Genomic DNA, 22,962 nt, shown 5'->3' with positions numbered 1-22,962 from the left:
GGCGAACGTTCCTGGTCGCACCGGTAACCCCCGGTGCGTCAGCTTAGGTAAGCCTAAGCTATTTTCTGATCGCTTGTGAGCGTGGGTCCGGCTGCTGCGGACACCGCGCGAAGACGACGACACTGGAGCGGACATGACCGTGGCCGAGAGCCTCAAATCAGCCATACGCGAGCGCGTGCTGGATCGCCGCGAGGGGCTTCTGGCGCTCAGCCGACGCATTCACGCGCACCCCGAGACGGCCTTCACCGAGCATCAGGCGGCCGCGTGGTGCGCGGAAGAGCTGCGGGAGCACGGTTTCGCCGTCACCGCCCCCGCCCACGGCCTGGACACGGCGTTCACGGCGACCGCCGGCTCCGGCCCGGTCACCGTGGCCATCGCCTGCGAGTACGACGCCCTGCCCGGCCTCGGGCACGCCTGCGGCCACAATCTGATCGCGGCGGCGGGCGTCGGCGCGGCGCTCGGCCTGGCCCCCTTCGCGGACGAACTGGGCCTGACCGTACGGGTGCTGGGCACCCCTGCCGAGGAGCGCGGCGCGGGCAAGGCGCTGCTGCTGGAGGCGGGGGCCTTCGAGGGGGTGGACGCCGCGATGATGGTGCACCCCTGCCCGTTCGAAGTGGCCGAGTTCCGCTCGTTCGCGCTGGGCACGCTCTCGGTCGAGTACCGGGGGAAGGCGGCGCACCCCAGCCTCAACGCCCATGAGGGCCGCAACGCCGCCGACGCCCTGACGGTGGCACAGGTCGCGCTGGGGCTGCTGCGCCAGCAGCTGCCGGCGCAGTGGAAGGTGCACGGGGTGACCACGGGGGCGGGCACGGCGCCCAATCTGATCCCCGACCGGGCGACGGCCGAGTACGAGATCCGCGCCTCGGCGGCCGAGGACCTGAGGGAGCTGCGCGAGCGCGTCGAGGCGTGTTTCCGCGCCGGGGCGCTGGCCACCGGCTGCGAGGTGTCGCTGACCCGTCCCGAGCCGGACTACCTGGACTTCCGCACCGACCCCGGCCTGATCGCCCTGTGGACGGCCAACGCCCGGGCGCTGGGCCGGCCCGAGCCACAGGAGAAGGACGCGTTCGCCTGTACGGACATGGGCAACGTCTCGCACGCGGTCCCGTCGATCCATCCCGTGCTGGACATCACGGGCGGCGCCTGCAGCCCGCACGAGCCGGAGTTCGCCGAGGCGGCGGTGTCGCCGGAGGCGGAGCGGGCGATCATCGACGGGGCGGTGGGAATGGCATGGACGGCCGCCGACTTCGCGGCGACGCGTCGCGCGTAGCCGGGTCCTCGAACGCCGGACGGGCTACCGTGCTTTGTCCTCAAACGCCGGACGGGCTGACTTTCGTCAGCCCGTCCGGGGTGGTTACTTCTTCAGCGCCTTGGTGATGTCCTCGATGACGACGTCGCTCGCCAGCGGGCCGCCGCGGGTGGACCAGACCGAGCCGTTCACGGTCACGGCGTGGTTCTTCTTCACCGCGTTCAGGTCCTTGTACGCGGGCTTCTCCTGGACGTCCTTGAGGGCCTTCTCGCCGTCCGAGGTCAGCGTGGACAGGAACAGCCAGTCGCCGTCGATCTCGCTGATCTTCTCAAGGCTGAGCGCCGGGGTGTGGGCGTTGCCGTCCTTGTCCTGCGTCTTGGGGCGCTTGAGGCCCATGTCCAGGGCGACGCCGCTGGCGAACTGCTTCTTCTCCATCCAGCTGGGGCCGTCCGGGTTCCAGCGGACGATGGAGACCTCGGCGCCCTTGTTCTCACCGAGCTCCTCGCCGGCCTTCTTGGCCTTGGCCTCGTAGTCGGCGATGACCTTGTTGGCCTTGTCCAGGCCGTTGACGGCGTTGGCGACGCCCCGGAAGGACAGCTTCCAGTCGTCGGTCGGGGCCATCGTGACCAGGGTGGCCGGGGTGATCTCGCGGAGCTGCTTGAGGACGTTCTGGTCCTGCATGTCACCGGCGAGGATCAGGTCGGGCTTGGCCGCGAGGACCTTGTCCATCACCGGCTGGAGGAGGTTGCCGACGACGTTGATGCCCTTGACCTTGTCCTCCAGGTAGGCCGGGGGCTTGTTCAGGCCCTGGCCGTTGGTGATGCCCACCGGCTTGATGCCGAGCGCCAGCACCGCGTCCAGGTCCTCCTGGGTGAGGGTGACGACGCGCTTGGGGTGGGCGGGCACCTTGACGGCCGTGCCGGTCGCGTCCTTGATCATGCGCGTCTCGCCACCGCCGGACGTCGCCTCGCTCTTCGTCTTGTCCGAGCCCGAGTCCGAGTCGGAGCCACAGCCGGTGAGCAGCAGCGCGGCCGCACCCACAGCGGCGAGAGCCTGCGCCGCGCGACGCGGGGCGGACTGGAGGAGGCGGTTGGGCGAGGTCATCAGATGCTCCGGACGTTGGAATACGAGAAGAGGGCGCCGTACGGGATCACTCCCGCCGGACAAGGTGGATATTAGGTTAGCCTTACCTTAAAGTCACCTCGCGGGGTGGGGTCCCCTTCCCGGCCCCGGCCACCTCGTACCGCCCCGTCCCGTCCCGCACGGCGAAGCGGCCCGCCGGGACGGCGGGCCGCTTCGATCCGTTCGCTGCCGAGAGGCCTCCGCTATTCCTGACGGAGGAACAGCAGCCGGGCGAGCACCCTCGCCCGGCGCGACTCCCGCGGGACGCCGTCCTCCGCGTCCGGGGACGCGTCCGGCCGTTCCTCGACGACGACGGGGGCGGGCTCCGGCTCGGGAGCGGGACGGTGGGCGCGATAGGCCTCGGCGCGCACATAGGCGCCGAGAGCGCGCGCGGAATCGATGCGCATGGCGTCACTCCTCGGTCTGAACTGCCGGCCTGCCGGGACGAGCCCGGGTGTCAGCGACGCCCCGCCCGCGGCACATCGGCGGCGGGATCGGGGCGTGGCAGTGCTCAGCAGCGCAGAACGGAATGCTGCGCGTGGCCCGCGGCGACAACGTCGCCGGGCCGCGGCGGAACCCGCCCGCCGGGGAGCCCCCCGGTCCCCCCGGCGGACGATGTGGAGGCCGGCGGGCAGAGAAGCCTGCCCGCCGGCCGCCCGACCCTCCCCGGACGTGGCACACGCTGCTCGGGCACGCAGGCGACGCACTCGTCGGACGAGTCGTCGGACAGCGAGGCGGAGGCGAGGGACTCCTCACGGACGGAGACGCGCTCCATCCCGGCGGACGCCGACCCGGTCAGCACCAGCAGCACGGAGGCCAGCACGGCGACCACAGCCCGCAGCGCGGGCTGCGGTACCGCTGTGCGACCCCACATCGACATACACCAAGCGTAGATTCCGGGCCACCCCGGGTGCATTCCGTCGATCGGGTGAGATTGTGAAGTCGAATGTGAAATTCCTGGATATCTCCGGTCGGACCATACGACCGAATGCCCGGACGTGGCCTGGCCGAAATCCCTCCCTTCACCTCAGGTCCTCCCAACTGCCGCTCAACTCCCGGGACATCGCAGAAGTCCTGGGGAGTGTCCGCGTTCCCGTACGAGAGGCAGGAAAGATGACCGCACGGTCCATGCGCAGAGCACTGGCCGGGTTCGTGGTGGCCGCGACGGCCGCCGGCGCCCTCACCGCCACGGCCCCGGCGGCCTCCGCCGCGCCCGGGACGGAGCACGGCCACCGCGCGACCCAGGACGTGATGGACGCCGAGGTCAAGGCGGGCGTACCCGGCGTCCTGGCACAGGCCCGGGAGAGGTTTCCGGACAAGACCGTCACCTGGAACGGGTCCTCCGGCGTCGCCGACCTCAAGGGCCACCGGCCCCGGCTCCCCGAGGACCGGTTCCGCGTCGGCAGCATCAGCAAGGTCTTCGCCTCGGTCGTCCTCCTCCAGCTGGAGGCCGAGGGCAGGCTGAGCCTCGACGACACCGTGGAGAGCAGGCTGCCGGGCGTACTGCGCGGCAACGGCGGCCACGACGGCCGCAACGTCACCATCCGTCAGCTGCTCAACCACAGCAGCGGGATCTACAACTACACGGAGGACGACGGCTTCCAGAAGTACCTCTCCACGGAGTTCATGGAGCGCCGCTTCGAGACCCGCACCCCGCGCGAACTCGTGGACGTGGCCCTGCGGCACGAGCCCTACTTCGCGCCCGGCAAGGACTACCACTACTCCAACACCAACTACATCCTCGCCGGGATGATCATCGAGAAGGTCACCGGGCGCTCCTACGCCACCGAGGTCACCCGGCGCGTCATCCACCCCGCAGGACTGCGCTCCACCACCTTCCCCGGCAACTCCCCCGCGATGCCGGGCCCGCACGGCCGTGCCTACAGCAAGCTCCTCAAGCCGGAACCGGACGCGAAGGTCTACGACGTCACCGAGTTGAACCCCTCCTGGGGCGGGGCGGCCGGCGCGATCATCTCCACCACTGGCGACCTCAACCGCTTCTACAACCTGCTGCTGGGCGGCAGGCTCCTGCCCGAGAAGCAGCAGCGCGAACTGCTCACCAGCGTCCCCATGGGCAAGGACTCGCCGGCCCGCTACGGGCTCGGCATCATGTCGGCCACCCTGTCGTGCGGGGTGACCGTCTGGGCCCACAGCGGCGGCATCCACGGCTCCACCTCCCTGGTCGTCTCCGACGAGAAGGGCGGCCACACCGCCGCGTTCAACTACAACGGCGACTGGCACGCCGACCTGGTCTCCCTGGTCCAGGCCGAGTACTGCGGCGCGGCCAAGCCCGCCGGCGCCGAGCGCGACACCCTCAACAAGCTCACCTCGCTGCGCTGACGCGTGCTCCGGATCTCCGGCGCGAGCCGGGGCCGGTGAGGTGTAATACGAGCGGACCGTGCCCGGTTCCCCGGACACGGTCCGCCTCACTCGACTTTCCCGACGGAAGGAGCGGCCGTGGAACGACCCGACCGGGAGCGGGAGGAGTCGGCGGCCCGGCAGGCGGCCGCGCAGCTCTCCGCGCAAGGCGTCCACGGCGTCGCCCTCGCCTGGGTCGACAACGCGGGCATCTCCCGCGTCAAGACCGTCCCCACGAGCCGGCTCGCCCATGCCGCCCGCTGGGGCGTGGGCATGTCGCCCTGCTTCGACGTCTACCTCGTCGACGACTCCAGCGTCACCAGCCCCCACATCGGCGGCCCCGACGGGGACCTGCGGCTCTTCCCCGACCTGGACCGGCTGACCGTGCTGGCCGCCCGGCCCGGCTGGGCCTGGGCGCCCGCCGACCGCTACGAGCAGCACGGCGGCCCGTACGCCGCCTGCCAGCGGCGGTTCGCGCGCCGGGCGACCGAGGCGGCGGCCGCCCGGGGGCTGCGGCTGCGCACGGGGTTCGAGACCGAGTGGGTCGTGGCGCGGGCGGGCGCGCAGGGCCCCGAGTTGGCCTACGCCTGTTCCGGCCCGGCCTACGGGATGGCGCGGGTGACCGAGCTGTCCGGCTATCTCGGCGACATCCTCGACGCCCTGGCCGCCCAGCGCGTCGACGTCCTCCAGCTCCACCCCGAGTACTCGCCCGGACAGTTCGAGGTGTCGGTCGCCGCGACGGACCCCGTGGGCGCCGCCGATCTCGCCATGCTCGTCCGGGAGACGGTCCGGGCCGTGTCCCTGGCCCACGGCCTCGACGCCTTCTTCGGGCCCGTCGTCGTGCCGGACGGCGTGGGCAACGGCGCCCATCTCCACCTCAGCCTCTGGGAGGACGACCGCTCCCTCTGCTCGGGCGGTGACGGCCCGTACGGCATGACGCGCGAGTGCGAGGCGTTCCTCGCCGGGATCCTCGCGGAGCTCCCCGCGCTGCTGGCCCTGGGCGCGCCGTCGCCCGCGAGCTATCTGCGGCTCGCGCCCTCGCGGTGGGCGGGCGCGTTCCAGTGCTGGGGCCTGGAGAACCGGGAGGCCGCGCTGCGCTTCATCACCGGCGCCCCGGACGCCCCCGGGGCGGCCAACGCCGAGGTCAAGTGCTTCGACCCGGCGGCCAACCCCTATCTGGTCGTCGGCGCGGTCGTCACCGCCGGGCTGGCCGGCCTGGACGCCGGGCTCACCCTGCCCCCGCCGGTGAGCGGCGACCCGGCGGCCACGGGCGTCGCGCCGCGCCTGCCCGCCTCGCTGAGCGAGGCGGTGGAGCACTTCGAGCGCTCGGGGCTGCTGCGCGACGCGCTCGGCGACGCGCTGTTCGAGGCCGTCGTGGCCGTCCGCAAGGGAGAGGTACGGCTGTTCGACGGTGTCCTGCCCGAGGAGATCGCGGCGGCCACCCGGGGACGGTACTGAGATGACCGCCCTGCGGCTGCCCCCGCTGGTGGACCAGCACTGCCACGGCGTGGCGCGCGGCGACCTCACGGACGCCGCCTTCGAGGCGTGGCTCACCGAGTCGGACGCGGCCGCCGCGCCCGGCACCGGTTTCTTCGACAGCCAGCTCGGCTTCGCCGTGCGCCGCTGGTGCCCTCCCCTGCTGGACCTGGAGCCCCACGCCCCGCCCCACCGCTATCTCGACCGCCGCCGCGAGCTGGGCGCGGCCGAGGTCACCCGGCGGCTGCTGGGCGCGACCGGCATCGGCGCGTATGTGGTGGACACCGGGATACCGGGCGATCTGACGACGCCCCAGGAGCTGGCGGCCGCCGGCGGGGGCGCCCCGTGCCATGAGGTCCTCCGCCTGGAGTCGCTGGCGGAGGGGCTCGCCGACCGCGCCGACGGCACGGCCGCCTTCCTGGACGCCCTGGACCGGGCGGTGACGGACGCGACCCGTACGGTCGTGGGCTTCAAGTCGCTGGCCGCCTACCGGCACGGGCTGGACCTCCCTCCCCAGCGGCCCCGGCCGGCCGAGGTGCGCACGGCCGCGGACCGGTGGCTGGTCACCCGTGCCCCCGGCGGCCGGCTGACCGACCCCGTGCTGCTGCGCCATCTGCTGTGGTCGGCCGCCGGCACCGGGCTGCCGCTCCAGATCCACACCGGCTTCGGCGACCCCGACCTGCGGCTGCACCACAGCGACCCGCTGCTGCTCACCGACTTCCTCCGGGCCGTGCGCCCCACCGGTTGCACGGTGGTCCTGCTGCACTGCTATCCGTACCACCGCGGCGCCGCCTATCTCGCGGCCGTCTTCCCGCACGTCTACGCCGACGTGGGGCTGACCCTCGCGCACACCGGCGCGCGGGCCGGGGCCGTGCTGGCGGAGATGCTGGAGCTGACGCCGTTCGGCAAGCTGCTGTTCTCGACCGACGCCTACGGGCTCGCGGAGCTCTATGTCGTGGGCGCGGAGCTCTTCCGGCGGGCGCTCGTCCGGCTGGTGACGGAGTGGGTGCGGGAGGGCGCCTGGCCGGCCGCGGAGGCGGAGCGGGTCGCGGCCCTGATCTCGGCGGACAACGCCCGGCGCGTATACGGCCTGGCGGCCCCCGGGGAGACGGGCCGGGCCGGCTAGACGTCGAGGTCACCGGGAACGAGACGGACCACCCCGTATGTGTGTACGACACGCCCGGCCGCCGGCGCGACGCGGCGTATGGACCGTCCGCTGTCCAACGGCCGGAGCCGTTCCGCCGCGTGGTCCTCCTGCGGTAGGCGGCCCTCGGTCCACGGCCGCATCGGGTTCCCGCCATACGGAGAGGACAATTTCGCTACTCTGGGCGGTCGAGCCGCCGACGCGGGGAGGACCCATGACCACCGGACCGTGGAGCATCGAGCGCATCCGCGACGCTCTCGGCAGCCCCGACCTCTCCCGACGCTTCATCGGCGAGATCGGCCGGGCCCCGGCGCACGAGATGCTGACCGTCTTCGCGAAGTGGCAGGGCATCGCCGAGCGCACGCTCGCCGCCGTCGAGCGTGGCCGACAGGCGGCGGCCGCCGAGGCGGCGGGCGGCGAGGTCCCGGGCGAGTGGATCGACATCACCCAGAAGGTCCAGGAGGACGCCGCCCTCGTTCGCGCCCACGGGACCCCCTGCGGCTGAGAACCTGGAGCGGTGTACGCGCTCAAGTACGACGCCACGATAGCCGCCGTCTGGGACTCCCTCCCGCCGTCGGTGAGCGCACGGCTCAGCGACGTCCTCGCCTCGGCCTGCACGGACCCGTTCACGGTGACCGTCCCGTACGGCGAGGACGACGGGATCATGCGGATGCTCGTGCTGGACGAGGTCCTCGTCGTCATCTACCTGGGGCACCAGACGAAGACCCTGCACATCTATCAGATCGACTATCTCGGCTGACCCGGCCGCGCCAGGCCGGCCAGCACCCCGGCGGCCCGGTCGAGTTCCTCCTCGGTGTTGTAGTAGTGCGGGGAGAACCGCACCAGCGGGTGGACGTCCCGGCCGTCGATCCGCGCCTGGTCGGGCGAGGTCAGGCTCACGTTGATCCCGTGCCGGGTCAGCGCCTCCTTGACCTCGGCCGCGGGCACGCCGTCCACCAGGGCGGTGACGATGGCGCACCGCTCGCGGCCCAGGTCGTACGTGGTGACGCCCGGCAGCGCGTCGAGCCGATCCCGCAGCGCCGCGCCCAGGGCGAGGGTCCGTTCGCCCGCCACGGCCGGGCCGAGTTCCAGGGCCTGGCGCACGGCGCTGCCCAGGCCGAGGACGGCGGCGTAGTTCATCTCGAACGTCGTGAACCGCTGGGCGCCCTCCCGCCAGATGAAGCCGTCCTTGTCGTCCCAGGCCGCCGCGGAGAACTCGTTGACATGGGGTTCGAGGTGCTCCAGCATCTCGGGGCGCACCCACAGGAATCCGGTGCCGCGCGGTCCGCGCAGGAACTTGCGGCCGGTCGCGACGAGCATGTCGCAGCCGATCGCGCGGACGTCGACGGGGAACTGGCCGACCGACTGGGTGGCGTCCAGCAGGAACGGCACCCCGGCCCGGCGGGTGATCCGGCCGATCTCCGCGACCGGGTTGACCAGGCCGCCGCCCGTGGGGACGTGGCTGACGCCGACCAGCCGGACGCGCTCGTCGACGAGCCTCTCCAGGGCGGCGGTGTCCAGTTGCCCGTGCTCGTCGTCCGGGACCACGACGACCTCGGCGCCGGTGCGCCGGGCGATCTGCAGATAGGCCAGCATGTTGCTGCCGTACTCGGCGTGCCCGGTCAGGATCCGGTCGCCGGGGCGGAAGGTGAGCGCGTAGAACGCGGCGTGCCAGGCGTGGGTCGCGTTGTCGAACAGCGCGACCTCCCCGGCGCGTCCGCCGATGAGTTCGGCGACGGCGGCGGGGACCGCCTCGATGGCGTCGAGCCGCTCGGTCGCGGCCTCGTAGCCGCCGATACGGGCCTCCAGTTCGAGGTGGGCGGTCACGGTCTGCAGGGTCCGGCGGGAGAGCAGGCCGGCGCCCGCGTTGTTCAGATGGGCCCGGTGGGCGCAGCCGGGGGTGCCGGCGCGCAGTGCGGTGATGTCCATGACGTGCGGTCCTCCTGCGGGAGAGGGGTCGTCCGTCGGGGGGTGGCACCAGTACCACCCCCGGAACGGATAGCAGCGGGATCGATCATGTACCTGTCGGACGCGAATATCGATGGTGTCACCGCAATCGCGCAGGAGGATCCGATGTCCGCAACCGCCACGTCCCGTCGTCGTAAGGCGTCCGCTCTCTCGGCCGCCGTGTTGGCGGCCCTCGCCGTCTCCGTCCTTCCGGCGGCCGCCGCCCAGGCCCGCCCCCACCCGGCCGTCACGGCGGCGCCGGCCGTACCGGCCCGCTACGCCGACCAGAAGCTCGACTGGCGGCCGTGCGAGGGGGACCCGTCGCTGGAGTGCGCGACGATGACCGTCCCGCGCGACTGGCACCACCCGGACGCCGGCCCGGACCTGAAGATCGCGGTCTCCCGGCACACGGCGGGTGACCCGGCCAAGCGGCGCGGGGTGCTGATGATGGCCGCGGGCGGCCCCGGCGGCAAGGGACTGCTGAGGCCCGGGGGCTTCGCCAAGGCGTCGCCCTCGGTGGCCGCCGTCTACGACGTGGTGAGCTTCGACCAGCGCGGCGTCGGACGCAGCACCCACGCGGTGTGCCAGACCGACGCGGAGTTCCCGGCCCTCATGGCCGGCGACTCCCGGGACCGCTCCCCCGCCGCGATCCAGGGCGTGCTGGAGCGCTCGCGCAAGTTCGTGAACGACTGCCAGGAGCGCAGCGGCGGTCTGCTGCCCTACCTGACCACCGAGCAGACGGTCCGTGACATGGACCTGTACCGCACGCTGCTCGGGGCGCCGAAGATCTCGTACTACGGGGCCTCGTACGCCACGACGGTCGGGGCCTACTACGCGGCCCTCTTCCCCCAGCGCGTCGAGCGCGCCGTGCTCGACAGCAACATCGGCTTCGACAGCACGATGGAACAGTGGATGACGGGTCAGCCGAAGAGCTTCCAGCGCCGCTTCGACCAGGACTTCCTGCCGTGGCTGGCCAAGTACGACGGCGTCTACCACTACGGGAGCACGGTCGCGGAGGCGAAGGCGAACTGGGAGCGCCGGCGCGCGGCCCTCCACGACCACCCGCTGGACCTCGGCTCGGCGGTCCTCGACCCCAATCTGTTCGACGCCGGCACCAGCTCGGCGATCTACAAGGCGTCCCAGGGCTTCCCCGCGCTGGCGGGGGCGCTCGCGGCGCTCGATCACTGGGACACCGCGACGCCGCAGGAGAAGGGGCTCGTCGGGCAGCTCTTCGGCCACTACCCCGATTCGGGCTTCTTCGCCGAGTACTTCTCGGTCACCTGCAACGACACCCCGTGGGACCGCGACATCGACCACTGGGTCGCGCGGAGCGCCAAGGACAGCGTGAACCTGCCGCTGCTGGGCGCCCGCGAGCTCACGTACGCCTCCGTGTGCGCGTACTGGCCGAAGTCGGGGGCGCCCGAGGTGAAGGTGACCGGCGCGGGGCTGCCGGCCACCCTGATGGTCAACTCCACCCACGACCCGGCCACGTACTACGAGGGCGCCCTCAAGGCCCATCGCGCGCTGCGCGGCTCGCGCCTGGTCACCGTCACCGGCGACGGCGACCACGGCCAGTACCAGAACGGCAACGCCTGCGTGGACGGCGTCGTCGACGCCTACCTCCTCGACGGCGTGGTGCCGAAGCGTGACATGACGTGCCAGGCCAAGCCGCTCCCCGTCCCCGCCGGGGCAGCCCGATAGCGCCCTGCCGTATCCGGTGCGGGGGGCCTGTCGTTGAGTCGGCAGGGCGGCGGCAGGAAGGCCGGGAGATGCGCATCCAGATCATCACAGCGGGCACGATGGGCTCGGTCGCCCCCTACACCGGTCTCGGTCACCGGCTGTTCGCCGAGGGCCACGACGTGGAGATCCTCACCCACGCGAAGTTCGCCGATGTGGTGGCCTGCTGCGGGCTGCGGATGCGCGAGCTGGTGGCGGACCCCTTCGAGGAGCTGCTGGACGCCCACGCCCGGCTGCGGGGCGGCCTGCGGACACCGCTGGCGGGTCTGCGGTTCGTCCGGGCCACCGAGCGGGCGGCCATCTCGCTCGTCGACGGGATCCTCGCCGGTGTCGACCTCAAGGCCGACCTGGTCCTGCTGTCGGCCATCACGGCGCCGCTGGGCCGGGTGGTGGCGGACTACCACGCCCTGCCGAGCATGGGCGTCTTCCTCCAGCCCGACACCCCCACCTCCGCGTTCTCCCCCTGCACGACGGCCTGGCGGCCCCCGGGGCACGCCAACCGGCTGCGCGGCCATGTGGCGAACGCGCTGCTGGACGCGGTCTACACCGGCGCCAACCGGGAACTGCACGCCCGGCTCGGGCTGGCCCACCGGGGCACCCACCGGCTGCGCGTGGCCCGGGAGCGCGCCGGATGGCCCATCTGGCACGGCTTCAGCCCCTCGGTGGTGCCCCGCCCGGCCGACTGGCGGCCCGGGCTGGGCGTGGCGGGCTACTGGTGGCCGCACGAGTGCGCGGACTGGCAGCCCCCGGCGCTGGTCACGGACTTCCTCGCGGCCGGCCCGCCCCCGGTGTTCGTGGGCTTCGGCAGCATGATGCCCGGCGATCCCGGTCGGCTGGCCGGGCTGACGGCCGAGGCGCTGCGCCGGGCGGGGCTGCGGGGGGTGGTGCAGTCCGGCTGGGCCGGGTTGTCCGTGCTCAACGACGACGTCATCACCGTCGGCCCGATCCCGCACGGCTGGCTGATGCCGCGCATGGCGGCCGTGGTGCACCACGCGGGCGCCGGGACGACGGCGGCGGGGCTGCGCGCCGGGGTGCCGGCGGTGCCGGTGCCGGTCCTCACCGACCAGCCGTGGTGGGCCGAGCGGCTGACGCGGCTGGGGGTGAGCCCGGGTGTGCTGCCGTTCGCCCGGCTGACCGCCGACCGGCTGGCCGCCGCCCTGCGCCGGGCCACGGGCGAGCCCCGATTCGCCCGGCGCGCCACCGAACTGGCGGCCAGGCTGGGGCTGGAGGACGGGGCGGGGGCCGTGGCCCGCGCGGTCGCGGAGCGCGGCCGGTGAGCGGCCGGCTCCCTCGGGGGGACAACGCGCGCCGGCCACCGGGCCGGGCAATCTTCGGACGAGGAGATCCGTGACACCGCACCCCCATCCCACCGGCCTCGCCCTCGGCGCGCCGGGGACCGGGCGGCCGGGCGGCCTGCCCATGCCGCCGCTGGACGCCTGGATGTACCGGGACCAGAACAGCGGGACGATCTGCCTGACCTGGTGTCTCGTCGCCTGGTTCCAGGGCTCGCCGCCGCCCCTTCCCCAGCTGCGCGCGCGGGTCCTGCGTCGGTGGGGGCACCACGAGCGGCTGCGGCTGACGCCCGGTACGCCGGGCGCCGCGCCGGACGCGTGGCCGCAGTGGACGCAGGGGCCGGAGTTCGACGCCGGGCACCACGTCGTCGCCTCCCCCGCGCCGGACGGGCTGGAGGCCCGGGCCGCCCAGCTGCTCGCCCAGCCCCTCGGCCCGGCCCGGCCGCCGTGGCAGCTCCATCTGCTGCCCACGGACGAGGGCTTCGCCCTGCTGCTGCGCACCCACCACGCCCTGCTGGACGGGGTGTCGGCCATCACGCTGCTGCGCGCCCTGCTCGACGCGCCGGCGTCGGCCGTGCCCGGCCCGCGTACCCGGCCGGAGCCCGGCCGGGCGGATGCGGCCCCGGCCCGCCTCGGGCCGGTCCGGGCGCTGGCGGACCTGCTGCCCCGGGCCCGGCCGCTGCCGTTCCACGGGCCGGTGGACCCCCGGCGGGCGGTGGGCTGGAGCCGGGTGCCGATGGCGGAGGTGAGCACGGCCCGGGACGCCCTGCCGTCGGGGCGGGCGTCCGCCAACGCGGTATTCCTCGCCGCAGTGGCCGGCGCGCTGCGCGCGGCGGGCGCCACCGGTCCGCTGCCGTGGCTGCCGGGGGTGTGCGCCATGGTCCCCGTCGACGTGCGCGACGGCGAGGGCCCGGTGGTGCTCGGCAACCACTACGCCACGGTCCGCGTCCCGCTGCCCGGGCACGGCGACCCCCGGCGGCGGCTGGCGGCCGTCGACGGCTTCACCCGGCGGGCGGAGTTCAAGCGACGGGCACGGGCCCAGGCGCTCCTGGTGTCGTCCAGGCCCCGGAAGCACGGGCCGCTGAGCGACGCCCTCGGCCGTTACGCGAACTCGCCCCTGTACTCCTCGCTGCTGTGCAGCAGCGTGGCGACCCACGCGAGCCGTCTCGGCATCGGCCCGGCCCGGCTCGTCGGCATCGGCGGGCTGCCGCCGCTGGGTCCGGAGCGGGCGCTGGCGGTGACCATGTTCCTCCACGACGCCCACGCGGTGGTGGCCGTGGTCACCGATCACGGCCACCAGGAGCTGGCCGCGCGGCTGCCGTCGCTCATCCGGGAGGGGATCCACGCGATGCGGCCTTGAGGGGCGGACGACCCGTACGATCAGCCGCCCGTTACCACGCCCTGTACGGCATATGGGCAGTAACGTCCCCCCATTGGCCGTCGTTCCTCTGGTGAAGGCCCCCCACGAACGGAGACCGGCAGTGCCGACGCGTACCGCCCTCTTGGAAGAGGTCATCCCGCTCACCCTCGACGGTTACGCGTACAGCGGCCGGGTCGTCCACCAGCCGGACGCCAGAATCGCGCCCATCGTCTTCGTGGGCGGGGCGTTCCAGTACCAGACCGCCTGGGGGCGGCTGGAGCAGGGGTGTCTGGAGGCCGCCAGCGTCATCACGGTGGACCTGCCCGGCTGGGGCGGCGCGGACCGGCTGCCCGCCCGTTTCGGCTTCGACTTCCTCGCGGAGGCGCTGGACCAGCTGCTCACCAAGGTGGCCCCGGCACCCGTCAACGTCCTGGCGACGTCCTACGGCACGGCCGTGGCCTGCGAATGGGCCCGGCGGCACCCCGGGCGGGTCGCGCACCTGGCGCTCGTCGGCACGATGTCGCACCTCACGGCGGGGACCCGGAGCAGGGTCGAGCACACCCTGCGCCTGCTGGCGGAGGAGCGGCACGCGGAGTTCGTGGAGTCCGTACTGGAGGGCATGACATGCCTCTCCCCGAGGGTGACGATCTCGCGCCGGGCCACCGTCGTCAGGTGCCTGACCCGGGCCCTGCGCGACCTGACCCCCGACGACCTCGTCAAATACCGCGACAACTCGCGGCGGTTGCTGACGCACACCCGGCTGCCCGGCGGTGGCGCCGTACGGGCCCCGGCACTGGTCGTCACGGGCGAGCACGACCCCCTGAGCACCCCCGCGCTGGGCAGGGAGGCGGCGGCCCGGCTGCCCGACGCCCGGTTCACCATGCTCCGGGACGCGGACCACCTGGTCCATCTCGAGTGCCCGGCCGAACTCGTCGACCTGGTGCTGCGCTTCTTCTCCGGCGACTCCCTGGACGGGCTGGACTACTGCCATCCGGTCGAGTACCTCCGACGTCCGGCGCGGGGTTCGGTCCCCGCGCCGCGCCCGCCCAAGGAGCACTGATCCCATGGGCCGCGATCAGTCCTCGTGGGCGCCCTTGGGGAGCTTCCGGAGCGTCATCCTGGTCTTGGCGCCGAAGGCGTAGTCCAGCATTTTCGCGGCGTCCGGATAACGGCCCACGGCGTCGTTGAGAATGACGCCGACGACCGTGCGGCCCTTTTGCGTGGCGGCGAATACGAGGCAGGGCCCGGCCGCCTGCGTCGTCCCGGTCTTCACACCGACGACGCCCCGGTAGGAGCCGAGGAGTTTATTGGTGTTGTACCAGGTGTAGAGGCGATTCACATTCGTCGCCTTCTGCTGGGTGTTCAGTGAACGGACCACCGAGCCGAGCGTCGCGCCGCGCAGCGCATGCCGGGTGAGCAGGGCGAGGTCGTGCGGGGTGCCATAGTTCTCGCCGCTGCCGGAGATCCCGTCGAACGAGTCGTAGTGGGTGTCGCGCATTCCCAGTTCGCGAGCCTTGGCGTTCATGGCGGCGACGAAGGACGCGGTGCGCTCCTCCTCCGTGTCCCCGCTGCCGAAGGTGTCGGCGAGGGCATAGGCGGCGTCGCAGCCGGAGGGCAGCATCAGCGCGTAGAGCAGCTGGCGTACGGTCAGTTTGTCGCCGGTGCGCAGGTCGGCGGTGCTGGCGCCGGTCCGGGCCACGTAGTCGCGGTAGGACTGCTTGACGGGGACCTCCCGGTCCAGTTCGCCGGCGTGCTCGTCGAGGACGACCACGGCAGTCATGATCTTGGTGGTGCTGGCCATCTGCCGCCGGGTGTCGGCCTCCTTGCTCCACAGTGGGCGGCCCGTGCCGCCGTCGAGCAGATAGGCGCCCTTGGCGCCGATTCCCGCCGGTCCGCCCGCCGCCTCGGCGGTGGCCGACGGGAGGGCGAGCGCCACGGCCGCGACCGACGCGGTCAGCGCCGCTCCCCAGCGGAGCGGCCGTGCGTCGCGTCCCCCATATCGCTGCATAGAGTCTCCAGATTTCCTCACTGGTCGGATCGGGGCGTGCGCATGCTCGCACCCGGCGCCGCGCGAGAGGAAATCCGTTCACTCTTCAGTGAATACAGTCGGATGATCACCCGAGGGTCGAACGTATTTATTTACGGAAAGAGGGGGAGCGGCCGTGGCTCGCGCCATGGACACTCCCCCTCTGCAGGGCCGGGAAAACCCGCTCAGATCGAGCAGACGCCCTTCGCGTGGTCGACCGTCGCGGTCGCCTGCGAGAACTTCCATTCGGGGTCGAGCAGCTCACTCTCCAGCTGCTTCGCCGCCTCCGGGCTCTCGACGATGTAGCCGAAGTCCTGGAGCCAGGACGGATAGAGGTTCTTCGAGCCGATGTAGAAGGCGGAGCTGTCCACCGACACCAGCTTGTGGTGGAGGGCGTAGGGGTGGCCCTCGGCCCACTTGGCGCTGTCGGAGCTGCGGAAGGTGGCCAGCTGGAGGTTGGCGCACATCGCGGCCCGGGCCTTGTCCTGATCACCCGTCACCAGGGCGAGGCGGCCTCGGAGGGTGTCGCTGATCTCGGCGAGGGACTTGATCTGCGAGTAGCCGCCGCTGCCGACCGCGCCGCGGTTGGCCGGGTCGCTGACGACGATGCGGACCTTCACGCCGGCCGCGAGCTTGGCGGCGAGCTGGTCGTAGAGCCGGATGTCGTAGCGGGCGATGGGCGGGCAGGTGGCGTTGAGGTCCTGCTGGGAGATGACCACGCTGCGCTCGGCGCTGGCCACCAGGGCGCGCAGGGCGCTCTCCTCGGGGTTGACCGTGTCGTAGTCACGGTCGGCGTTGGTCTTGTCCGGCAGGCCGACGACGCACTTGGTGTCGGGGGCGGTCGGCAGCTGGGGCCGGAACGCGGAGGACGGGTCGGAGTCCTTGATGCCGACGCCCAGGCCGCCGACCGCGATCACGGGGACGTTCCCGGTGCGCGGGGCGGAGGCCGGGTTGGCGTCCTTCTCCATCGTGGGCATGCAGTCGCCGCCCGAGGAGGTGAACCAGACGCTGGCGACGTTGCTCTTGTTCCGGCACGTCCACGTCCACAGCGTGTCCAGGTAGCGGCCGGCGGAGGTGGCGGCGGGGCCGGTGAGGGCCATGTCCACGTCGGTCACCGGGTGTTCGGTGCCGACGTAGTCGCCCTGCCAGCTGTTGATGCCACCGGCGATGGCGGAGGCGCCGTCCACGACGAGCAGCTTGGAGTGGTTCCACGAGAAGCTGGTCTTGGACGTGGTCATCGAGGCGACGTTCAGCGTGATGTCGTCGGCCGCCTTGCCGAGCCGGGCCTTGAGGTCGTCCCGGTACTTCGACGGCAGGACGTTGAGGTGGTAGACCGGCGCGGCCCCGACCAGCACCCGGACCTTCAGCTTGTTCCCGGAGGCGACGGCGGTCTTGAGGCCGGCGGCTATCGCGTCCTGGAACGCGCCGTCGGGGAAGGGCGCCAGGGTGGAGATGTCCACCGTGCGCTTCGCCCGCGAGATGTTCTCCGTCATCTTCGCCAGCAGCCGCTTGGTGCCGGGGCGGTCGGCGCACTTGTCGTCGCCCCAGCAGCCGGGGGTCTGGAGCAGCCAGCCCGCCGGGTCATCGGCGGAGGCGTCCAGCTTGTTGCCCTCGGTGCGCTGCCAGACGTCGCCCTCGAGACCGGGCGACACCTCGCGCAGCGTCTTCTCCACGGCGTCGAGGTGCGGGGTCGCGGAGGTGGCCGCGAAGGCGGGGGCCGCCGGCAGGGCGGCGAGGGCGACGGCCGAGACCGCCGCGCAGGAGGCGAGACGGTGTAAACGGCGGAGCCGGTGGCGAGGCATTGGTGCGTCCTTCAACAAGTAACGATTCCGTGAACGGAAGGCCAAGAGTCGGCCAACGGAAGATCAACGCGCAGAAACTATCAGCTCTTCGGACCCGTACATCTCACGTATGACACGCACTTCGGCCACCAGCCCTCAGAGGTACGCCGGACCGCCTCGTGGATGGATTCGCCCGGGCGACCCTTGGCCATAGCTTCGTGACCACTGGTGGGACCGGGCGACCGTGCCCGCCCCGCCCGTGGCGTCACGAAGAAAGGCAGACATGTACGGGAAGGCATTCGCGCCCGAGTACCGGGGCGCGCTCGGCGAGCTCTCGGTCAACTCCTCCCTGGAGGAGGTGCTGACCAAGGCGGTGGAGCAACGGCGGCGCGCCGAACTGGCCGGATCCGCGCTGGATACGGCGCACGCGGGGCTGGCCGTCGCCGAGGCCAGCCGGCGGCTGGGCCGGGTGGCCGAGGCCGAGGAGGCCTGGAAGGCGAGTTACCGGGCGGCGCGGGGGGCCGGGGACGAGGGCGCCATGGCGTGGGCGGTCTGGAGCGGCGGCACCCTGGCCCGGCAGCGCGGCGAACTCCGGCTCGCCCGGCGCCGACTGGCCCTGGCCGCCGGGCTCGCCGAGCGCGGCGGGGACATCGTGGCCCGGGGCTACTCGCTCGCCGGACTGGCCGAGACCGGCCGGATCCAGGGCGACTACCGGGCCGTCGCCGAGCTCCACGAGAAGCTGCTGGCCGAGGCCCGCAAGCGCGGCGAGGCCCGGCACACGGTGTGGGCGCTGGAGGGCATCGCGCAGATGCACCGCAACACCGGCGCGTACGACAAGGCCCTGGAGATGTTCGAGGAGGCGGCCCGGATAGCGGAGGACGCCGACGACGCGCGGGGGCACGCCTGGGCGTTGCGCGGCATCGCCGACGTGCTGTCGCTGCGGGGCGGGACGGACGGGGCGCTGGCGCTGCTGTCCCGGGCGGAGACCGCCTGCCGGGAGATGAACCTGGTCAGCGCGCTGGCCTACAACCACAAGATGCGCGGCAACGTGCTCTTCCGGGCGGGCCGGTACGAGGAGGCGCGGGAGGTCTACGCCGGCGCCCTGGAGGAGTTCCGGGCCATGTCCGAGCCGCGGGGCGCCGCGCTGGCGACGCTCGGCCTGGTCAAGGCGCGGGCCCGGCTCGGGCGCGACCTGGCGGAGACGGCCGCCGACCTGGAGGAGCTGCGCGGCAGGCTGGGCGGGCTGGGGCTGCTGCACGCCCGGGACATGGTCGACAAGGCGTGCGCGGAGCTCGGGATCGTCCCCGGCCGGGCCGGATCGGAGGGCTGACGTGACGTCCATCCACACTCCGCTGCCTCCGGTGTCGCCGGACGGGGTGCTCGGCCGCTGCCGGGAGCTCGTCGACCCGGCCCTGCGGAAGGCGGTGGGCACCCTCCACCCGTGGCCGCGCCGGATGGCCTCGTTCGCGCTCGGCTGGAGCGAGGCGGACGGCACCCCGGGCACGGGCGGCGGTGGCAAGGGCGTCCGTCAGGCGCTCGCGGTGCTGGGCGCCGAGGCCGTCGGCGCGGCCGGGGACGAGGGCGTCACGGCGGCGGTGGCCGTCGAGCTGGTGCACACCTTCTCGCTGGTGCACGACGACGTCATGGACGGCGACGAACGGCGGCGCCACCGGGAGAGCGCCTGGCGGGCGTACGGCACCGGGCCCGCGGTGCTGGCCGGGGACGCCCTGTTCGCGCTCGCGGTCGAGACGCTCGCCCGGCACGGTGGCGACCGCACCGGGGCGGCGGTGGCGCACCTGGCCGGGGCGCTGCGCGAGCTGGTGCGGGGACAGGCGGACGACCTGCTGTTCGAGGCCCGGCCCTGGACGGGGCGAAGGGCCGTGCGCCCGGCGGAGTACGAGGCGATGGCGGCGGGCAAGACCGGCTCGCTGCTGGCCTGCGCCCTGACGCTGGGTCCGGTGCTGGCGGGCGCCCCGCCGCTGGTGGTGGAGGCGCTCGGGGAGGCGGGCCGGCAACTGGGGCCGGCCTTCCAGGCCGTGGACGACCTGCTGGGCATCTGGGGTGATCCGGGCATCACGGGCAAGCCGGTCCACAGCGATCTGACGCGGGGGAAGAAGACCCTTCCGGTGCTGGCCGCGCTGGCGGCGGACGGCCCCGCCGCCCGTGAGCTCGCCGCGCTCCTCGCCCCCGGCGTCCCGCTGGACGCCGGCGCGGCCCGTCGCGCGGCGGGGCTGGTCGAGGAGGCCGGGGGCCGGGACGCCGCGCTCGCGGAGGCCCGGCGCCGGGTGGCGGCGGCCCGGGAATGCCTGTACGGGGTGCCACTGGCACCCCGTACGGTGGACGAACTCGTCGCGCTCACCGGGTTCCTGGTGGACCGGCGGCTGTGACGGGGCGCGGGCCGCGTGGCGCGGCCCGCGCTCAGGCGGCGCGCAGGACGACGACGCTGCTGGCGGCCTTGTCGTGGAGGCACTGGCGGTAAGGGCTGTCCCAGAGGCACCAGAGGATGTTCAGCAGGCCCAGGAACGGGACGAAGCCCATGAGGTAGCTGCTGAACATGCGCCACAGCGCGCCGCCGTAGGACAGGTTCTGGCCGTCGGAAAGCCGTGCGACGCGGATACCGCAGATGCGCTTGCCGAAGGTGGAACCCGACTTCGAGAGCATCAGCGGCTCGTAGAGCATGAACACCGCGATCATGCCGACGAGCATCACGAGGGTCGCGAGGGGGGCCGCGCCGTCGGCGGTCGCCCTGATCGCGCCGCTGATCACCAGCGGGACGATCATGAGAATGACCACGAAGATGCCGTCGAGGATGCGCGCGCCCAGGCGCGCTCCCTGGCCGGCGAGGGCCTGCGGCGGGGGGCCACCGGCACCCATCGGGGGCATCGGCGGCGGGTAGTAAGGGGATTGCGGCTGGCCGTAGGGGGGCTGCTGGCCGTAGGGGTTCTGACCGTACGGGTTCTGCCCGGCGGCCGGAGGCTGCTGGTAATGACTCACACAACTGATCCAATAGGAGACTCCGCCGATCACACAAATCGGTTTCGGGGGACCGCGGAGATCGATGACAAACGGTTATCCGGAGAACGGGCGCGGATCATCGGATCACCGGACATTGCCATAACTTTCGATTGTCGCCCTTTTGTCATCCCTTGTGGCCGTGGCACGGCTGTTACACAACAGCGGGAAAACCGGCGGACGCGGATCATACGATCAGTCCTTCTCTTTCCGCACCCCCACCGTCGCCGAGGGGAGATCCGTCGTGTCCGTTGTGTCAGGACGAATAGCGCGCCGCCGGATCCTGCGGGTCGCCGGGTGCGGCCTCGTCGCCGGAGCGGGCGCGGCGGGCGCTCTCCAGTGGTCGGCGCCGGGGGCGCAACAGGGCGCGGGGCGGGGGCGGTTCACCGCGCGGCCCGCCAGCGAGGCCCCGGCGGAGGCCTTCGTCCACATCATGGCGCACGCCGACGACTCGCTGTACTTCATGAACCCGGAGCTGGAGCTGGCCTTGCGCGGCGGGGCTCCGGTGGTGACGGTCTGCATGACCGGCGGCGAGTCCGACGGCCGTAACGCGCTGAGCGTCGGCCCCGGCTACGCCGGACTGCCGGAGCGGCGGCCCGACTTCGCCCGTGCGAGGATCAACGGGCTGCGGGAGGCGACCGCTTACATGGTCACCGGCGACTGGCTCAGCCCCTGGCACGTCGAGCCGCTGACGCTTCTGCCGGGCTTCCGGGTCGAGTCGCAGACGCTCGTCGCCGCACCCCGGGTCCAGCTGATCTTCATGGAGCTGGTCGAGGCCCGGACCCTGCGGGCGCCGCGCCGGGACAGCCTGCGGGGCCTGTGGCTGGGCGCGACGCGGGACCTCCCCACGCTCGTGCCCACCGCGAGCCCGGTCGGCCGCGCCTTCCGCTACACCCGGGAGCAGGTGATCGACTCGCTCGCCGCCGTGCTGGAGCGCCATCGGCCCACGGTCGTCCGCACCCTCGACCCCAACCCCACCCGCCTGGCGCGCCAGCCGTACTACGCCGGCGCCCCGGCCGTGCTCCAGGGCATCGCCACCTACGACCACCAGGACCACACGGCCTCCGCCCACTTCGCGCAGGCGGCCCTGGCCCGGTACTGGGGGCGGGGACCCGCCCGGCTCACGGCCGTCGACAGCTACCTCGGCTACGAGGTGGCCCTCCTGCCGAACAGCCTCGACGACGCCGCCACCGCCCACAAGACCACCGTCCTCGACGTCTACGGCTGGGTCGGTGGCCGGGACTGCGGCGATCCGGCCGGGTGCGGCGACCGCAAGGTCGGCGCGCGCTCGAAGGACACCCGCTGGACGAACAACCTCCGCCACCGCGCCCCCGGCACACAGGACTGGGTGCGACCGCTGCCGGACGGACGGCTCGCGGCCTTCGCGGTCCTCGGCGGACAGGCCCACTGCTGGACGGAGACCGGGGCGGGCAGCGGCGTCTGGTCCGGCCCGGTGCCCCTCGGCGGCTCCCTGCTGGAGGGTCAGGTGCAGGCGTTGCGGCACGCGGACGGCACGCTGGGGCTGTTCTCCGTGCGCACCGTGCTTCCCGCGCCCGGCGTCCCCCACCGGCGCGAGGTGGTGACGACGGCCCAGACCGGCACGGTGTCCGCCGCGGCCCCGGCCTTCGGCCCGTGGCTCTCCCTCGGCGCGCCGGAGAAGGACCCCTCGGGATCGCTGGAGACGGGCTATCCGGTGGCGGTGACCGGCCGGGACGGCAGGGTGTTCGTCTTCGTACGGAACCGGTCGGGCGGGGTGAGTTTTCGCTCCACCGACGGCGCCGGGGAGTGGGAGGCGTGGCGGTCCCTGCCCTCGGGCCCCGGGCGGCCCGTGGTGGTCCAGGACGGTCTGGCCGCCGCCGTCGACGACACGGGCCGCGTCCACGTCGTCGCGGCCGGCCCCCGGACCGTCCACCACTGGCGGTCCCGGGAGCCGGGCGGAGCGCCGCGCGCGGCCGGGCCCACCCTGCTCCCGGCCGCGACCGGCCCGCTGAGCCTGGCCGCGCTCCCCGGCGGGGGCATGCGCCTGGCCCTGCGCGAACCCGTCACCTCCCGGGTGGTGGTCGCCGATCTGCGGCCGGGCGGCGCCGGCTGGCGCGTCACCGCCCAGTGCGCGCCCATCGGCGGCTACGGCCGGGTGGCGCTGGCGCGGGAGGGCACGGTCACCGTGCTCGCCGCTCGTGACGCCGCCGGACTGGTGCGGCTGTCCGCAGGCTCCGGCCGCCCGGGCCCCTGGCTCGGCGGGGGCGTCCCCCACCGGGGCACGGCCGCGCTCACCCGGGACTCCCGGGGGCGCACGGTCGCGGTCGTGCTGGGCACGGACGGACGGCTCGGCAGCGCCCGGGTCGGGGGTACGGGAGGCGGAGCCGTCGCGTCCTGGGTCACCCACGATGGCAGGACGCTGAGCGATGTACTGACGTCCTGAGCGAACCGCGCCCCCGGAAGGGGCGCGGGGCAGTGTCGA

At 73.3% G+C, this 22,962-nt stretch carries 20 protein-coding genes; 13 read left to right on the top strand and 7 right to left on the bottom strand.

Going from position 1 to position 22,962, the window contains the following annotated elements; all coding sequences use genetic code 11:
- The first annotated feature begins 133 nt into the window (after positions 1 to 133).
- Positions 134 to 1,267: a M20 family metallopeptidase gene (locus ACFYZR_RS23350; protein ID WP_391913253.1), complete on the top strand. Its 1,134-nt coding sequence runs from the start codon at positions 134 to 136 to the stop codon at positions 1,265 to 1,267.
- Between the two features lie 84 nt (positions 1,268 to 1,351).
- On the opposite strand, the gene ACFYZR_RS23345 is transcribed toward ACFYZR_RS23350, so the two are convergent.
- From ACFYZR_RS23345 to ACFYZR_RS23335, 3 genes are all read right to left on the bottom strand, one after another.
- Complete coding sequence (locus ACFYZR_RS23345) at positions 1,352 to 2,350, bottom strand: ABC transporter substrate-binding protein (RefSeq protein ID WP_391913251.1); 999 nt, start codon at positions 2,348 to 2,350, stop codon at positions 1,352 to 1,354.
- A gap of 221 nt (positions 2,351 to 2,571) precedes the next feature.
- Entirely contained in the window at positions 2,572 to 2,775 is a 204-nt protein-coding gene (locus tag ACFYZR_RS23340; RefSeq protein WP_391913249.1) for a hypothetical protein, read from the bottom strand.
- 104 nt (positions 2,776 to 2,879) lie between these two features.
- Positions 2,880 to 3,248 (bottom strand): hypothetical protein, encoded by a 369-nt coding sequence (locus ACFYZR_RS23335; protein ID WP_391913247.1) that lies wholly within the window; start codon positions 3,246 to 3,248, stop codon positions 2,880 to 2,882.
- 233 nt (positions 3,249 to 3,481) lie between these two features.
- Between ACFYZR_RS23335 and ACFYZR_RS23330 the strand changes: the two genes are divergently transcribed.
- The 5 genes from ACFYZR_RS23330 to ACFYZR_RS23310 all read left to right on the top strand — a co-directional run bounded on the left by ACFYZR_RS23330 (position 3,482) and on the right by ACFYZR_RS23310 (position 8,106).
- Complete coding sequence (locus ACFYZR_RS23330) at positions 3,482 to 4,708, top strand: serine hydrolase domain-containing protein (RefSeq protein ID WP_391913245.1); 1,227 nt, start codon at positions 3,482 to 3,484, stop codon at positions 4,706 to 4,708.
- A 117-nt stretch (positions 4,709 to 4,825) separates the two neighbouring features.
- Entirely contained in the window at positions 4,826 to 6,184 is a 1,359-nt protein-coding gene (locus tag ACFYZR_RS23325; RefSeq protein WP_391913243.1) for a glutamine synthetase, read from the top strand.
- 1 nt (position 6,185) lies between these two features.
- Positions 6,186 to 7,328 carry an amidohydrolase family protein gene (locus ACFYZR_RS23320; protein ID WP_391913241.1) on the top strand — a complete coding sequence of 381 codons (1,143 nt, stop codon included), beginning with the start codon at positions 6,186 to 6,188 and terminating at the stop codon, positions 7,326 to 7,328.
- A 232-nt stretch (positions 7,329 to 7,560) separates the two neighbouring features.
- A complete protein-coding gene (locus ACFYZR_RS23315; RefSeq protein WP_391913239.1) occupies positions 7,561 to 7,851 on the top strand; it encodes a hypothetical protein in 291 nt (96 codons plus the stop codon).
- 12 nt (positions 7,852 to 7,863) lie between these two features.
- Positions 7,864 to 8,106, top strand: a complete 243-nt coding sequence (locus ACFYZR_RS23310) for a hypothetical protein (RefSeq protein WP_126917194.1) — start codon at positions 7,864 to 7,866, stop codon at positions 8,104 to 8,106.
- Here ACFYZR_RS23310 and ACFYZR_RS23305 read toward each other — a convergent pair.
- Entirely contained in the window at positions 8,094 to 9,275 is a 1,182-nt protein-coding gene (locus ACFYZR_RS23305; RefSeq protein ID WP_391913237.1) for an aminotransferase class V-fold PLP-dependent enzyme, read from the bottom strand. The two genes, ACFYZR_RS23310 and ACFYZR_RS23305, sit on opposite strands and share 13 nt — an antisense overlap.
- A gap of 144 nt (positions 9,276 to 9,419) precedes the next feature.
- Between ACFYZR_RS23305 and ACFYZR_RS23300 the strand changes: the two genes are divergently transcribed.
- The 4 genes from ACFYZR_RS23300 to ACFYZR_RS23285 all read left to right on the top strand — a co-directional run bounded on the left by ACFYZR_RS23300 (position 9,420) and on the right by ACFYZR_RS23285 (position 14,742).
- Positions 9,420 to 10,994: an alpha/beta hydrolase gene (locus tag ACFYZR_RS23300; protein ID WP_391913235.1), complete on the top strand. Its 1,575-nt coding sequence runs from the start codon at positions 9,420 to 9,422 to the stop codon at positions 10,992 to 10,994.
- A gap of 68 nt (positions 10,995 to 11,062) precedes the next feature.
- Positions 11,063 to 12,307, top strand: a complete 1,245-nt coding sequence (locus ACFYZR_RS23295) for a glycosyltransferase (RefSeq protein ID WP_391913233.1) — start codon at positions 11,063 to 11,065, stop codon at positions 12,305 to 12,307.
- Between the two features lie 70 nt (positions 12,308 to 12,377).
- Positions 12,378 to 13,682, top strand: coding sequence for a wax ester/triacylglycerol synthase domain-containing protein (locus ACFYZR_RS23290; RefSeq protein WP_391913231.1), 1,305 nt, complete (start codon positions 12,378 to 12,380; stop codon positions 13,680 to 13,682).
- A 121-nt stretch (positions 13,683 to 13,803) separates the two neighbouring features.
- Positions 13,804 to 14,742, top strand: coding sequence for an alpha/beta fold hydrolase (locus ACFYZR_RS23285; protein WP_391913229.1), 939 nt, complete (start codon positions 13,804 to 13,806; stop codon positions 14,740 to 14,742).
- Between the two features lie 15 nt (positions 14,743 to 14,757).
- Here ACFYZR_RS23285 and ACFYZR_RS23280 read toward each other — a convergent pair whose 3' ends face one another.
- Together ACFYZR_RS23280 and ACFYZR_RS23275 are read right to left on the bottom strand one after the other, a co-directional pair.
- Positions 14,758 to 15,690, bottom strand: a complete 933-nt coding sequence (locus tag ACFYZR_RS23280; RefSeq protein ID WP_391913227.1) for a D-alanyl-D-alanine carboxypeptidase family protein — start codon at positions 15,688 to 15,690, stop codon at positions 14,758 to 14,760.
- 203 nt (positions 15,691 to 15,893) lie between these two features.
- The gene (locus tag ACFYZR_RS23275) at positions 15,894 to 17,510 is read right to left on the bottom strand and encodes a phospholipase D-like domain-containing protein (RefSeq protein WP_391913225.1); all 1,617 of its coding nucleotides are present in this window, start codon (positions 17,508 to 17,510) and stop codon (positions 15,894 to 15,896) included.
- A 262-nt stretch (positions 17,511 to 17,772) separates the two neighbouring features.
- On the opposite strand from ACFYZR_RS23275, the gene ACFYZR_RS23270 reads away from it, so the two are divergent.
- A complete protein-coding gene (locus ACFYZR_RS23270; protein ID WP_391913223.1) occupies positions 17,773 to 18,819 on the top strand; it encodes a tetratricopeptide repeat protein in 1,047 nt (348 codons plus the stop codon).
- 10 nt (positions 18,820 to 18,829) lie between these two features.
- A complete protein-coding gene (locus tag ACFYZR_RS23265) occupies positions 18,830 to 19,876 on the top strand; it encodes a polyprenyl synthetase family protein (RefSeq protein ID WP_391913429.1) in 1,047 nt (348 codons plus the stop codon).
- A gap of 31 nt (positions 19,877 to 19,907) precedes the next feature.
- Here ACFYZR_RS23265 and ACFYZR_RS23260 read toward each other — a convergent pair whose 3' ends face one another.
- Positions 19,908 to 20,483 carry an RDD family protein gene (locus ACFYZR_RS23260; RefSeq protein ID WP_391913222.1) on the bottom strand — a complete coding sequence of 192 codons (576 nt, stop codon included), beginning with the start codon at positions 20,481 to 20,483 and terminating at the stop codon, positions 19,908 to 19,910.
- Between the two features lie 262 nt (positions 20,484 to 20,745).
- Between ACFYZR_RS23260 and ACFYZR_RS23255 the strand changes: the two genes are divergently transcribed.
- Positions 20,746 to 22,923: a PIG-L family deacetylase gene (locus tag ACFYZR_RS23255; protein ID WP_391913220.1), complete on the top strand. Its 2,178-nt coding sequence runs from the start codon at positions 20,746 to 20,748 to the stop codon at positions 22,921 to 22,923.
- Positions 22,924 to 22,962 lie beyond the last annotated feature (39 nt).

Source organism: Streptomyces sp. NPDC001678 (assembly GCF_042892945.1).
Classification (GTDB): domain Bacteria; phylum Actinomycetota; class Actinomycetes; order Streptomycetales; family Streptomycetaceae; genus Streptomyces.
Note: the sequence above shows the minus strand (reverse complement) of the source record. Positions and strands in the feature narration are given on the sequence as shown.

Coding starts and splice junctions, on each gene's coding strand:
- ACFYZR_RS23300 (WP_391913235.1), top strand. CDS start 9,420: ATGTCCGCAACCGCCACGTCCCGTCGTCGTAAGGCGTCCGCTCTCTCG.
- ACFYZR_RS23270 (WP_391913223.1), top strand. CDS start 17,773: ATGTACGGGAAGGCATTCGCGCCCGAGTACCGGGGCGCGCTCGGCGAG.
- ACFYZR_RS23295 (WP_391913233.1), top strand. CDS start 11,063: ATGCGCATCCAGATCATCACAGCGGGCACGATGGGCTCGGTCGCCCCC.
- ACFYZR_RS23335 (WP_391913247.1), bottom strand. CDS start 3,248: ATGTCGATGTGGGGTCGCACAGCGGTACCGCAGCCCGCGCTGCGGGCT.
- ACFYZR_RS23315 (WP_391913239.1), top strand. CDS start 7,561: ATGACCACCGGACCGTGGAGCATCGAGCGCATCCGCGACGCTCTCGGC.
- ACFYZR_RS23350 (WP_391913253.1), top strand. CDS start 134: ATGACCGTGGCCGAGAGCCTCAAATCAGCCATACGCGAGCGCGTGCTG.
- ACFYZR_RS23305 (WP_391913237.1), bottom strand. CDS start 9,275: ATGGACATCACCGCACTGCGCGCCGGCACCCCCGGCTGCGCCCACCGG.
- ACFYZR_RS23330 (WP_391913245.1), top strand. CDS start 3,482: ATGACCGCACGGTCCATGCGCAGAGCACTGGCCGGGTTCGTGGTGGCC.
- ACFYZR_RS23345 (WP_391913251.1), bottom strand. CDS start 2,350: ATGACCTCGCCCAACCGCCTCCTCCAGTCCGCCCCGCGTCGCGCGGCG.
- ACFYZR_RS23340 (WP_391913249.1), bottom strand. CDS start 2,775: ATGCGCATCGATTCCGCGCGCGCTCTCGGCGCCTATGTGCGCGCCGAG.
- ACFYZR_RS23280 (WP_391913227.1), bottom strand. CDS start 15,690: ATGCAGCGATATGGGGGACGCGACGCACGGCCGCTCCGCTGGGGAGCG.
- ACFYZR_RS23320 (WP_391913241.1), top strand. CDS start 6,186: ATGACCGCCCTGCGGCTGCCCCCGCTGGTGGACCAGCACTGCCACGGC.
- ACFYZR_RS23275 (WP_391913225.1), bottom strand. CDS start 17,510: ATGCCTCGCCACCGGCTCCGCCGTTTACACCGTCTCGCCTCCTGCGCG.